Annotated in this window: 12 protein-coding genes; 8 read left to right on the forward strand and 4 right to left on the reverse strand. The window is 65.8% G+C overall.

Annotation, left to right across the window (positions count from 1 at the left end; all coding sequences use genetic code 11):
• Positions 1-4: 4 nt before the first annotated feature.
• Genes DAT37_RS41030 through DAT37_RS41060 form a run of 7 tightly spaced genes read left to right on the forward strand, consistent with a single transcriptional unit; the run spans position 5 to position 7,449 of the window.
• Entirely contained in the window at positions 5-1,300 is a 1,296-nt protein-coding gene (locus DAT37_RS41030; RefSeq protein ID WP_109530329.1) for an MlaD family protein, read from the forward strand.
• The gene (locus DAT37_RS41035) at positions 1,297-2,334 is read left to right on the forward strand and encodes an MCE family protein (protein ID WP_109530330.1); all 1,038 of its coding nucleotides are present in this window, start codon (positions 1,297-1,299) and stop codon (positions 2,332-2,334) included. Before DAT37_RS41030 ends, DAT37_RS41035 begins: the two co-directional genes overlap by 4 nt.
• A gap of 20 nt (positions 2,335-2,354) precedes the next feature.
• Positions 2,355-3,395: an MCE family protein gene (locus tag DAT37_RS41040; protein ID WP_232840304.1), complete on the forward strand. Its 1,041-nt coding sequence runs from the start codon at positions 2,355-2,357 to the stop codon at positions 3,393-3,395.
• Positions 3,392-4,495, forward strand: a complete 1,104-nt coding sequence (locus DAT37_RS41045) for an MCE family protein (RefSeq protein ID WP_109530332.1) — start codon at positions 3,392-3,394, stop codon at positions 4,493-4,495. Before DAT37_RS41040 ends, DAT37_RS41045 begins: the two co-directional genes overlap by 4 nt.
• Positions 4,492-5,601, forward strand: coding sequence for an MCE family protein (locus DAT37_RS41050; protein WP_109530333.1), 1,110 nt, complete (start codon positions 4,492-4,494; stop codon positions 5,599-5,601). The genes DAT37_RS41045 and DAT37_RS41050 overlap by 4 nt, the downstream gene beginning before the upstream one ends.
• Positions 5,598-6,878: an MCE family protein gene (locus DAT37_RS41055; protein WP_109530334.1), complete on the forward strand. Its 1,281-nt coding sequence runs from the start codon at positions 5,598-5,600 to the stop codon at positions 6,876-6,878. Before DAT37_RS41050 ends, DAT37_RS41055 begins: the two co-directional genes overlap by 4 nt.
• A gap of 13 nt (positions 6,879-6,891) precedes the next feature.
• Positions 6,892-7,449 carry a tetratricopeptide repeat protein gene (locus DAT37_RS41060; RefSeq protein WP_157978962.1) on the forward strand — a complete coding sequence of 186 codons (558 nt, stop codon included), beginning with the start codon at positions 6,892-6,894 and terminating at the stop codon, positions 7,447-7,449.
• Positions 7,450-7,515: 66 nt separating this feature from the next.
• On the opposite strand, the gene DAT37_RS41065 is transcribed toward DAT37_RS41060, so the two are convergent.
• The 4 genes from DAT37_RS41065 to DAT37_RS41080 all read right to left on the reverse strand — a co-directional run bounded on the left by DAT37_RS41065 (position 7,516) and on the right by DAT37_RS41080 (position 12,035).
• Positions 7,516-8,634: an acyl-CoA dehydrogenase family protein gene (locus DAT37_RS41065; RefSeq protein WP_109530336.1), complete on the reverse strand. Its 1,119-nt coding sequence runs from the start codon at positions 8,632-8,634 to the stop codon at positions 7,516-7,518.
• Positions 8,631-9,788, reverse strand: coding sequence for an acyl-CoA dehydrogenase family protein (locus DAT37_RS41070; RefSeq protein WP_109530337.1), 1,158 nt, complete (start codon positions 9,786-9,788; stop codon positions 8,631-8,633). Before DAT37_RS41070 ends, DAT37_RS41065 begins: the two co-directional genes overlap by 4 nt.
• 171 nt (positions 9,789-9,959) lie before the next feature.
• Positions 9,960-11,168 carry a cytochrome P450 gene (locus tag DAT37_RS41075; protein WP_109530338.1) on the reverse strand — a complete coding sequence of 403 codons (1,209 nt, stop codon included), beginning with the start codon at positions 11,166-11,168 and terminating at the stop codon, positions 9,960-9,962.
• Positions 11,169-11,249: 81 nt separating this feature from the next.
• On the reverse strand, positions 11,250-12,035 hold the full coding sequence (locus DAT37_RS41080; RefSeq protein WP_109530339.1) for a spirocyclase AveC family protein: 786 nt from the start codon (positions 12,033-12,035) through the stop codon (positions 11,250-11,252).
• Positions 12,036-12,270: 235 nt separating this feature from the next.
• On the opposite strand from DAT37_RS41080, the gene DAT37_RS41085 reads away from it, so the two are divergent.
• Positions 12,271-12,936: a TetR/AcrR family transcriptional regulator gene (locus tag DAT37_RS41085; protein WP_109530340.1), complete on the forward strand. Its 666-nt coding sequence runs from the start codon at positions 12,271-12,273 to the stop codon at positions 12,934-12,936.
• Positions 12,937-12,970: the final 34 nt, after the last annotated feature.

A 12,970-nucleotide genomic window follows, 5' to 3' on the forward strand; every position in this document is an offset into this window, starting at 1 on the left:
CCCGATGCCCATCCTGTTCGAATCCGACGACAGAGATCTCACCAACACGAAACTGCTGCTGCGCGGCATCGCCTTCACCATCGTGGCCGCCGCGGTGGTCACCGCGGGCATCGTGCGCTCACAGGGCGGTTTCGAGGATTCGGTGGCCGTGACGGCGCTGATGAGCGATATCGGAGACGGGCTGCCGCCCAAATCCGATGTGAAGTATCGCGGCGTACTCGTCGGCTCGGTGTCGGAGGTCGTCGCGCCCGCCAACGGCGCGCCGACCCGGGTCCGGCTCGACCTGAAGCCCGAACGCGTGCCCGGTATACCGAGCACGGTCACCGCACGGGTCGTGCCCAGCAATGTCTTCGCCGTCCCATCGATCCAACTGGTCGACAACGGCGCGGGCTCACCGTTGAAGGCGGGCACCGAGATTCACGAGGATCACGGACTCGCGACGGTGCAATTGCAGACCTCGTTGACGGCGTTGAGCCGAATCGCCGCGGCCGCGGGCCGATCACGCACCGACCCGACGGTCGGCATTCTCGAAACCGTCCAAACCGCCACCAGCGGCCGGGGATCGGACGCGTTGCGCGCGGGCGCCCAACTCGAACGGATCGTGGCAGCGATGAGCGAAGTGACCGCCTCCGACGGCAGCCGATCCACCCTGGGCGTGCTCACCGCGGCGCTGAACGGGTTACAGTCCTCCTCCCCCGATCTGCTCGACGCGGTCAATCAGGCGGTCATCCCCCTGCGCACCGTCGCGGCACAACGCGCGGGGTTGACCGAACTCGTCAGCGGCGGACTGGTGACCACCGCGACGGTGGCCGAGGCCATGAACAACCACACCGACACGCTGCTCGACATCACCGCCGACTTCGGACCGGTGCTCGACGTACTCAGCGCAGGAAGCCAGAACTTCACGCAGATGACCACCTCGCAGCGCAATGTCGCGGAGAAGGTCACCCAGGTGCTCTGGCGTCCGGAAAGTCAGAGCGCCGTTCCGAAGATCATCGTCGAACTCACCCCGCACAAGCAGTACACGCGCGAAGACTGTCCCCGCTACGGCGAATTGGCCGGGCCCAGTTGCCTCACCGGACCACCGGGCCCCGGTGTCCTCGGCACCGCGAACACCGGCCCGACGCCCGCGGCGGCCACCCGCGGACGTGAGCCGACGGGCAGCGTCGACGATCGCGCGCAGATCGCGCGAATCCTGGGAACGACGCCCGACGCGTTGTCGACACTCCTGCTCGGGCCGCTCGTGCGCGGCAACGACGTGCAGGTCACACCCGCTCCGACCGAGGGAGGACCCCGATGAGTTACCGACGGCCATTGGTCGGAGTGACGCTGTTCCTGGTGATCGCGGTCGTCATGACCTGGATGGTCGGTGCGACTCTGCAACGGGGTGTTCCCGGCCGAACCCACAGCTATTCGGCGCTGTTCACCGATGTGTCGGGCCTACGGGTCGGTGACGACGTGCGCATGGCGGGCGTGCAGGTCGGCCGGGTCGAGGCCGTCGAGATCGAGGGAACCGCCGCCGAAGTCACGTTCGAGGTGCAGCGCGATCAGATTCTCTACGGCAACACCCAAGTGGCGGTGACCTACCAGAATCTGATCGGCCAACGCTATCTCGGACTCTCGATGGCCGATTTCGGCGAGCCCGAACCGTTGAAACCGGGGGCGCGGATCCCGCTCGAACACACCGAACCCTCCTTCGATCTGTCCGGACTGCTCAACGGTTTCCAGCCCCTGTTCGGCCTGCTCGATCCCGAAGATGTCGATGACATCACCTCCGCGCTGATTCGCGCGCTCCAGGGTGAAGACAGCGCGATTCCCACCCTGATCGCCCGAACAGCCACGCTGGCACAATCCTTCGCCGGCCCGGACGAGATCCTCGGCTCGATCATCGACAACCTGAGCCGCGTGGTGGGTGACCTCGCGAAGCAGAGCGGCGATCTGGCGACCACGATCGGACAGACCCGTAAGATCTTCGACGGCCTGTACGAGCGGCGCGACACCCTGCTCGACCAGACCACCGCGATCGCGGCGGTGGTCGATCGGGCCTCGCGGGTGGTACAGGGGGCCGCACCCTCGATGAACCGCTTCGTCGAACGTCCATCCGGCTTCGCCGCGCATTTCGTGCACAACAAGGCGTCCTTCGCCTATCTCGCCTACAACCTTCCGCTGCTGCTCCAGACGCTGGGACGCATCGTCGACCAGGGGGCGTATCTGACCGCCTATGTCTGCGATATCGGCTTCAGCATGGTTCCGGGAATCGACCCGCTGATCGCCTCGATCCTGGGAATCGCCAGTCCGAGCGGCACACCCGAACACTCCCCGATCTGTCGGTGATCGCTATGAGAAGACCACGTTTGCCCACACTCCGGAAACTTCGCGTCGCGGGACCGACCGGGACGGCAGCCCCGTTGCGCGTCGGCGTGATCACGGTCGCGCTCTTGGCGACGGTGCTCGCGGCCACCGTCTTCGTCAATTCGCTGCATCTCGGGAAATCCACGTATCAGGCGCATTTCGTCCAGGCCGCCGGAATAGCCCCGGGCGATGCGGTGACCTACGTCGGGATCCCGATCGGCACCGTCACCGGCACCCGACTCACGGGCGACCACGTGACCGTGACGATGAAAATCGACCGGGACGCGAAACTGGGCGCCGACACCCGTGCGTCGATCAAGCTGACGACCCTGCTCGGGTCGCGCTATGTCGAGCTGCGCTCGAACGGGACCGGCCGGTTGCGCGACAACGACATTCCCCTGTCACAGACCGAAGTCCCCTACAACCTGGAGACCGCCCTCCAGGACGCGACCAGAACCTTCGGCGAACTCGACGCCGAGCAGATCGCGAACTCGATGACCACGCTCTCCGACAAACTGCGGGATCTGCCGCCCGTGGTACCGGAGGTGATGCACAACGTGCAGGCGCTGTCGGCGGTCATCGCCCAGCGCCGCGGCCAGATCGGCACCCTGGTGACGAGTACCGCTCAGGTCACGAGCGTGATCCGTGACCAGCAGGGCGATCTCGCGTCGTTGGTGAGCCAGGGACGCACCGTGCTACAGGAGATCAACTCCCGCCAGGACGCGCTGCGACGGCTGCTCGCCGCCACGACAGCGCTCGTCCATCAGCTCGAACCGATCATCGTCGAGGATCGCCCGCAGTTGCAGGGGCTGCTCGACGACCTGCACTCGATGACGACCATGATCGCGAGCAACGACGCGCTGCTGCGCAATATCCTGCAAATCCTGCCCGTGCCGTGGAGATTGTTCGCCAACGCGACCGGAACCGGTATGGAGTTGTCGGCCGCCGCGCCGGACGGGGCGTTCGTCGACTCGTTCATGTGCGCGCTGAGCAAGCGCGCCATCGAAATGGGCAAAGCCCCCTACCTCGAGGATTGCAAATGAGCCGTGTACCACCGTGGGTGAAACTATCCGTGGTCGTCGCACTCGGCGCCGCGCTGGGCGGCTGTTCGACCGATATCGGTCCGCTGGCCGCCGACACGACGATCACCGCGACCTTCGACAACGCCAACGGCATCTATGTCGGCAATGTGGTCGCGGTGTTGGGGATGAAAGTCGGCGAGGTGGTCGACGTCCGGGCGCACGGCACCGGTGTCGATGTCGAGCTCCGTGTGAACGGGGATGTCGCGATCCCCGCCGATGTCAGGGCGGTCACCGTCTCCGATTCCATTCTCACCGACCGGCATGTGGAACTCACCCCCGTCTATCGGGGTGGACCGAGGTTGAGTGGGAACGCCGCCCTCGGGTTGGACCGTACGAATACGCCGATCGAATTCGACAGCCTGTTGGAAATGGTCGAAAAGCTCACCGGCGCACTCGGTGGCGACGGCGCGGGCAAAGGGCCGGTGGCCGACCTCGTCGACCTGGGTACCGCGGTCACCTCGGGTAACGGCGACGATATGCGCGCGGCGCTGAGCGAACTCGCCCGGGCCATGAGAACCGGCGACGACAACGGCGCGGCCACCCGCGATGCCATCACCGAGGTCGTCACCAACCTCGACTCGCTCACCGACCTGGCCGCGCGCAACGACCGGACGCTGCGCGAATTCGGTTCCGGCATATACCGATTGAGTGACCTACTGGCGGATCAGGACATCGGCGGCGGCAACACGGGCGCCACCGTCAATCGGATTCTCGTCGCGGTCACCGAACTCCTGCAAAAGAATCAGCAGACGCTCGCGAACCTGGCGGGCAACGCCGACACGATATTCACCTCGCTGGCCGACTACAACAACAACATAGCCGAGTTCCTGGATGTCTTTCCGCTGGTCACCAGCAACACCTATAACGCTATCGACCAGAATGTCGGCGCGTTGCGCGCCACAGTCGACCTCAATCGGCTTCTGCTGGACGGGCAGATGGTCAAAGAGGTCTGCAATCTGCTGAATCTGACGAACCTCGGCTGCAATACCGGAGACATGCGTGACATGGGCCCCGACTTCGGCATCACCGCGATACTGCAAGGACTGGCGCAGACGAAATGAAGTATCGGAAAACGACCGGCCCGCTCCTGGCTCTGGCCGTCGCCTCGGCACTGACCGCGACCGGCTGCACGGTGAGCCTGGATCGCATCCCGCTGCCCTCCCCGGGACTCGACTCCGACGCGTACACACTCACCGCCACGTTCGCCAACGCGTTGAATCTGCCGACGAAGGCGAAAGTCAAGATGAACGGCGCCGATATCGGCGAAGTCGAATCGATGGTCGCGCGGAACTACGCCGCGGTGGTCACCATGCGGATACGGCCCCGCGTCGAATTACCGGTCGGGTCTACCGCCGAACTACGTTCGGCCACACCGATGGGCGACGTCTTCGTCGCGGTGAGCCCGCCGAAGACGCCCGACCCCGCCGGGGGCACCTTGCACGACGGCTCGACCATCCCGATCGGGGACACCTCGGCGGCCTCGACCATCGAGGAAGCGCTCAGCCGCGCGTCCCTGCTGGTCAGCGGCGGCACCCTGGAGAATCTCACGCAGGTCGTGACCGCCTTGGGCGAGTACGTCGGCGGGCGCGGCGATCGGCTCGCCGGCTTGATCGAGAACACTCGACAGCTGCTGAACAGCCTCGCCACGCGCTCCGAACAGATACAAGGCGTTATAAGCGGAGCCGCGGACCTCAGCGATACCGTCGCGAGGCAACAGAATTCGATCAACGATGCCGTCGCCGCCGCCGGGCCCGCGCTCGAGGTCGTCGGTTCCAACACCGTCGGCCTCATCGACCTGGTCGATCGCGTGCACGCGATCACCGAACAGCTGGCGCAGTTTCCCTCCATCCAGGGCACCAACAACGGCAGCATGGCCGCGCACATCGACCTGCTCGCCAAGGGACTCGCCGACGCCGCGCACAATCCGGACGCGGAACTCGACGCGCTCAACGCGATCATCGCGACGGTGATGAAGTTGACTACCTCCTCCTCGGCACATGTCGTGGTCGACGTCGCGCAACTCGCCGTCGGAGCGGTTCCCGATCCCGGCTTCCCCGGCACCCCGGGCGCCAGGTTGCCCGACGGCACCGATCTGGCGGCCTTCGCCGGTTCACTGCACTACATGCTGGAGCGACTCGGCGGACGATTGAACGGGGCGCCGCGATGAGACGACCGGGCCCGCGCATTCGGGACCTTCCCGCCGAGGTGATCGTCGGCGGGGTCCGCCGCGTCCGCGCGCACCGCTTGGCGACATCGGTATTCGGACTGTTGGTGATCCTGGTCGCGAGCAGCGGCTACCTGAGCATCGGGACCCTGGAATTCGACCCGTTCGACTCGCCGTACGAGGTACGGGTCGAACTTGACCAATCCGGCGGTCTGCTACCAGGCCAGGACGTCACTCTGCGCGGCGTGCGGGTCGGGCGGGTGGCCTCGGTCGAGGTGGCCGATGACAGAGTGGTCGCGGTCGCGGCCATCGACTCGCGGGTTCGGATTCCGGACAGCGGGAAGGTGCGCACCGCGGCACTGTCCGCGGCGGGTGAGCAGTATCTGGACTTCCTTCCCGATGCCGACAACGGCCCTTACCTCAGCGATGGGTCGGTGGTCAGGTCCGATCGCACCTCGAGCCCGATACCGATGTCACGCATGCTCGAATCGCTGAGCAGCACCCTCATACAGGTCGATCCCGACAAACTGCGAACCATCACCGACGAACTCGGCGTGTCCGCGGCGGGACCGGAGAAGTTGGCCGACATCGTCGACGGCGGCATCTTCATGATCTCCACGCTCGACGGGGTGCTGCCGCAAACCGTCGGCCTCCTCCGCAACAGCAAGGTGGTACTCACGACGTTCTCCGACGCCGAGCCGGAACTGCGGGAGACGGCGCGGGATCTGTCCGCGACTCTGGGCGGCGTCGCCCGGATGAGCGGCGGGTTCGAGGAACTGGTGACCCGCACCCCCGACACCCTCGCCACCATGGACGCGATCATCGCTACGAACTCCCCCACGATGGTGCAACTGCTCGGCAATCTGGCCACGGTGGGGCAGATGACATACCTGCGGGTGCCCGCGTTCAACGAGTTCTTCTTCCCGCAGCAGCGCGGCGGTTCCACACTCGACGCGGTGGCCTCGGCATTCCACGACGGTGGCGTCTGGGCACTGGCGAGTATCTACCCGCGCTACCAGTGCGACTACGACGTACCGCGACGACCGGGTTCGGTGCCGAACTTTCCCGCGCCCTACCTGTATTCCGACTGTAGGAATCCCGATCCCACACTGATTCCACGCGGTGCCCGCAACGCGCCTCGACCACCGGGTTGGCCGGTTCCGACGGTACCGCCCGGCGCCGATCCGCTGGCCACGGCCGATCCACCGCCCACCGGACCACTGAGCATTCCGACGCCGTACGGTGGCGCGCCCGCTCCGTCCTACATTCCCCCCAAATGACGGGCCACGCACGGTGACCACACAGAAGACAGCAGAATCGCCCGAGGAGCCGAGCCCGGTATCGGCCGATGACAGTCCGACCGTCTCCTCGACACGCCCCCACCGGGCCGTGATCATCGGCCTGTCGACGCTACTCGTCGCAGCGATGGCGGCGGCGGGATTTCTCGGATGGAAAGTACAGCGGGACAATGAAATCGACCAGGCCGCGACACAGGCGCTCGCCGTCGGTCAACAGTATGCCGTGACACTGACCAGTATCGACGCGGCCCACATCGATCGGGATTTCGCCGCCATCGACGCGGGAGCCACCGGCGCGTTCAAACAGATGTACGCCCAGTCCGCGGTCCAGCTACAGCCGCTGCTGGTGCAGGCACAGTCGGTGAGCAAGGGACGAGTGCTGAGCGCGAGTGTGCAATCCGCGTCGCGCGAACGCGTGGTGCTGATGATGTTCGTCGACGCCGAGGTCACCAACACGACCACCAGCGGACCACGGGTGGACCGCAGTCGAATCCTGATGACGCTGGACGACGTCGACGGGCGCTGGCTGACCAGCAACGTCGAAATCCTCTGATGCCGTAAGTCAGCGGGATAGCGCCCCGCGTGGTCCGCACCCCCGGGTGCGGACCACGCGGCGCTCCTACCCGTCGACCGCTGACAGTCCCGGGTAGGTGGTGCGGACCAGATGCGCGCCCACCTCACGCAGATACCGATCCGGCCGACCGAGGAAGGTGCTCCACTCCAGGAGCCGTTCGAGATAGAAATGCGCCTGGTGTTCCCATGTGAACCCGATGCCGCCGAATATCTGGATGGCAGTGTCACCGACCGTCGCCAGCCGGCCCGAGAACGCCTTGACCCGCATCGCCGACAGATGCCGCTGCTCATCGGTACCGGCGTCGGCTACCCACAATCCGTGCATCGCGCCGCCGCGCGCCAATTCCACGGTCTCCAACATGTCGACGCACAGATGCGCGACCGCCTGGAACCCGCCGATCGGTGTGCCGAACTGCTTGCGCGCCTTGGCATACGCGACGGTGAGTTCGAGTATTCGTTCGGCCGCGCCCGCCGCGTCCGCCGCGGTGGCGATCAGCACGTCGTCGATGACCGCGTCCACCATTTCTGCCCGTAGTTCTCCGAGCGGGCGGGCAGGGGTGTCGGTGTACTCGACGTGGAACCGCCTGCGGGTTCGATCCGCGGTGGGAATCGCCACGCGCGAGACACCCGGCGCGGTGGCGTCGATCGCGAAAAGGGAAATCCGGTCACCGTCGTGGGCAGGGACCAACAGCACCGTGGCCGCGTCCGCGTCCGGCACCTCGGCGGTCGAGCCGCGCACCGTCACCGCGCCGTCGCGTCGGGTCGCGGTGACGACGGGATCGTGTGCCCGGTGCAGGCCGAGCCCGACGACGGTCGAGCCATCGGCGATGCCGCAGAGCAATTCGGCCGACGCGTCGCTCCCGCCGAGACGCTGGAGCGTGCGAGGCACGGCGATCGCCGACGATATCCACGGACCACGGTCGAGTACCCGCCCGAGTTCGGCCAGGACCACTCCCGCATCGACCATGTCGCCCCCGGCCCCGCCGAATTCCTCCGGAACCAGCAAACCCGTGACGCCGAGTTCGGCGAGGCCGCGCCACGTCGTCTCGGAGCCGTCGGTTCTGTCCTTCGGCGGCAGCCACGGTGTGCTCTCGGCGACCGAGGCCAGGTAGCCGCGGACCGAGTCCCGCAGCGCGATCTGTTCGGGTGTGTATTCGAGATTCATCGGTTCGTCAGCCCCAGGACTCGGCGTGCGGTGATGTTCTTGTTGATCTGGGTCGTCCCACCGGCGATGGTGAGCGCGCGGGAGGCCAAACGGTGCCGCAACCATCGACCGTCCGCGTGGCCGGGACCGAGTACGTCGAAGCCGAGCGCGGCGATGTCCTGGCCCAGTTCGCCCCAGACCGATTTGCACAGGCTCGCCGTCCGGAAGCTGTCGCCGCCTGCCAGCGCCGAGGAGATCGACCGCTGACAGAGGATCTCCAGCAGATCGGCCCGAACGGCCGCCTCGCCGATTCGCGACAGGATGACCGGATCTTCCAGTGCGGCCGCACTTTCCGCACCCCCCTCGGCCGAGTCGACGATGAGATCGCCCAACCTCAGCTGCTGTTCCACGTAGAGCCGCGCGGCATTGGCACGCTCGTGACTCAATGTCGTGGTGGCGACCTTCCATCCCCCGTGCAGTGGGCCGAGCAGCGCTTGCTCCGGCACGCGGACCTCGTCGAAGAACACCTCGGCGAAATCCGCGTCACCGGTCAGCGTCACCAGCGGCCGAGCCGTGATCCCGGGCAGGGACATATCGATGACGAAACACGAAATACCTTGGTGACCAGGAGTTTCGGGGTCGGTCCTGACGAAGAGCTGACACCGGTCGGCCCGATGCCCGAGCGAGGTCCACACTTTCTGGCCGGTGATCACGAATTCCTTGCCGTCACGCACCGCACGGCTGCGCAACGACGCCAGATCGGATCCGGCGTCCGGCTCCGACATACCCTGACACCAGATCTCGTCGGCGCGCATCATGCCGGGCAGCAGTGACTGCTTCTGGCTCGAGGTCCCGTACTGCATGATCGCGGGCGCGATGTTGTTCATGCCGATGATGTTGATCGGCATCGGCGCCCTGGCACGGACGGTCTCCTCGACATAGACCATCTGCTCCAGCAGGGTCGCGTCCCTGCCGCCGTACTCCACCGGCCAGGACACCGCCGCCCAGGCGTCGTCGGCCATGGTGCGACTCCACCGCCTCGCCACCTCGAATGCCGCGGGATCACTCGACGTGCGCTGTCCCGCCGAGACGATCTCGTCGGTCAGGTGCTCGGCCAGCCAGTTCCGGAGATCTTCGCGGAACGCCTCCACTCTTGCCGGGAACGAGAACTCCATGGGCACCGCCTACTCGATTCGCTGTCGTCGCCGGATTCCCACTCGATCTCCGATCGCGATGTCGCGCACGGTAGAACGAGCAATTCTCACAACCTCGACATCTGACCTAATATTCGTTCCGACACTAACGAGAGGGGTCGAACGCGTCAACACTCGCGAATGAGGGAATTTCTACGTGGGACGCACGATCATCGGCAGCCGAGACCAGCCGCGGACGCTGGCGGTATGAGCACGCGCGGCGCCGCCGAAGTCGATATCCCATTCCGGCCAGCGTCGGAGTAGTTCTTCGAGCGCGATCCGACCTTCCAGGCGGGCCAGCGCGGCGCCGAGGCAGAAGTGCAACCCGTAGCCGAAGCTCAGATGCGAGGGGTCGCGATGGATGTCGAACCGATCGGGTTCGGCGAATCGACGTTCGTCGCGATTGGCCGACCCGTTCAGGATCAACACGACCGAGCCCTCCGGTACGAGCTGATCGTGGAATCGGACGTCGCGGGCGACGTAGCGGGCCTGCACCGGGGACGGCGCCTCGAAACGCAGCGTCTCCTCCACCGCGCGCGGGATCAGCGTCGGATCGGCCGCGATCTGCGCCCGTTGATCCGGATGTTCGGCGAGCAACTGCGCCATGAACCCGATCAGCCGCGTCGTCGTCTCGTTGCCCGCACCCGCGACGGTGCTGGTATAGGTGAGGACCTCGGTACGGGTCAGCCGTCTGCGGGTACCGTCGAGCTCTTCGACCTCGGCGTTGAGCAACTCGGTCATCAGGTCGTCGGAGGGATGCTCTGCGCGCCAGTCGATGTAGTCGATGAACACCTCGATGCTGCGTTCGAAGGTGCCCGCGTCGAACTGCTTGGCGGCGTCGGCACTCTCGAGTGTCAGCACTTCGTCGGTGTTGTCACGAATAGCCGCTTGATCGGCTTCCGGTATGCCCAGCAGGTATCCGATCGTCCGCATCGGCATCAGCGCGCCGAAATCCGCGATCACGTCGAATTCCGTCGTGCCGATCAGCGGATCGAGCGCCCTCGCACAGAAATCCCGCACCTGCGACTCGATCCCCAGCATGCGACGGGGGCTGAAAACCTTCGCGAGCAGCTTCCGGTGCGCATCGTGTATCGGCGGATCCTCCCACAGGATGATTCCCGGCGGGATCTGCGCGCCGGAGAAGATCACGTCCGCGACCGTGCCCCGCCCCGAGCGGAAGCTCTCCCAGTCGACCAGTGCGGCGGCAACGTCGTCGTAGCGGCTCACCGCGTAGAAGCCGTGCTTCTCGTTGTGGTACAGCGGAGCGTCGTCACGCAGCCGCTTCCAGACCGGATACGGATTCGCGTCGATATCGAAATCGTATGGATCGTAGTAGAGATCAACCGCTCGGGCTTCGGCCACCTGTCTGCTTCCCTTCACGCACCGTGGCACAGTGACCACGGCATGCCTGATATTTGTTTCACACAGTGCTGAACGCCTCTGCTACGGAGGCTGATTCGGTATTCCAGGGAACAACTCGGCCGTCGGGCCCGCGGTGACCCAACCCCCCAGTTTGGTCGCGAGGTGAGGTGCGAAGACGGCGCCGTAGAGCAGATGTCCGATGAGGACGACGCCGACGACGGACAAGACCGACGAGCGCAGACGGGTGGCCGCCTTCGCATCGGCCCATATGTCGATGACGGTGCGCCCCTCGGGGTCGGTTCGCCCGAGGATGTAGGTGAAGACCATCATCTGCACCCCCATCGCGAGTGCGTCGTAGAGCGGGTACTGGTTCTTGGTCCCCTCCCACAGCGCCAGTCCGGGAATCACGCGACCGTAGTAGAAGACCCCGAGTCGCGCGCCCAGGATCGCGTTGAAGAGGAAGGCCCAGACGAAGCCGACGACCAATCCGACGGTGAGCAGCGTTGTCGGCCTCGACCAGTGGAACCTCGCGATCAACCGGCGCCCGATCGCGGCGCCGATCACGGGCGGCAGGACGAAATAGGCGATATAGCCGGGGGGCACCGATGCCGGCAGTCCATACCACGTCATATTCAACGGCCACCAGGACGGCATTCGCGGAATGGCGGGTGCGAACTGCGCGTAGACCGCCCAGTCGTAGGGCGCCTCGATCCAGGAGAACGAGATCGCCGAGACGCACACGAGCAGTAGCGGATGCAGACGGCGACGCCGATAGCTGAGATACACGCCGATAGCGACGAAGGTGAACCCGCCGACGTAGGCGAAGCCGATGGCCGCCTTCAGCAAGGGCGTCAACTCGCCGGTCACCGGTCGCGCTCCCGGTTCCGAGCGCCACGCGCTTCCGGGTCGTAGCGGAGCACCACCGCGAAGATGGCGACTATCAGGCCGAACAGCGTAACCAGCATAATGACTGCGCCCACGTCCACGCCCCTTTTCAATCCGAGCCCACCCATTGGGTAGTGTCTACTATCTTATCTTTGGATAGTGGAGACTATCTTAATTTTCATCGGCCGCCAAGAGCGGCCCGAGGAGCGAATCACCCGTGCCCGAGCGACCGTCCTCCAGCAAACAGACAGCGGCGGAGAAGCCCGTCCCGTCGCCCCGGCGACCTCGGGGCGCGGTACGCGGACTTCTGCTCGACGCTGCCCGCGCCCTTTTCGCCAGGCAGGACTACCGCAGCACCACGACACGTGAGATAGCCGAGGCGGCAGGCGTCACCGAGCCACTGCTTTTTCGTCATTTCGGCTCGAAAGCGGCCCTGTTCCGGGAGGCCCTCGTTCTCCCCTTCACCGGCTTCATCGATGAATTCAGCCGAACATGGCAGGCGGTCGTCCCCGAGGAGACCGACGAGGAGGATCTGGCCCGGCATTTCGTCGGACAGCTCTACGACGTGTTCGTCGAGCACCGGGGCCTCGTCGTCACCCTGCTGGCCTCGGAGAGTTTGAGCGAGGAGGAAATAGTCGACGCGGGCATCGCCGATATCCGGCATTCACTCTCGGTTCTCGGTCGGATCAGCACCGAGGGCATGGACCTGCGGGGAATGCGGTCGAGCCATCCCGATCTGGCGGCTCACTCCACGGTGGCGATGATCGTCGGCATGGCCGCGTTGCGTTCGACCTACTTCGGCACCGAGCAGCCTTCGCGGGAGGCGATCGTCGACGAGCTCACCCAGGCCGTCCTGCACGGGTTCCTGCATCGTCACGGGTGAACCCACCCACCGCAGAAGGCGGTCGCCGACGCGA

It is taken from the genome of Nocardia aurea, from assembly GCF_003123685.1.
Classification (GTDB): Bacteria; Actinomycetota; Actinomycetes; order Mycobacteriales; family Mycobacteriaceae; genus Nocardia; species Nocardia aurea.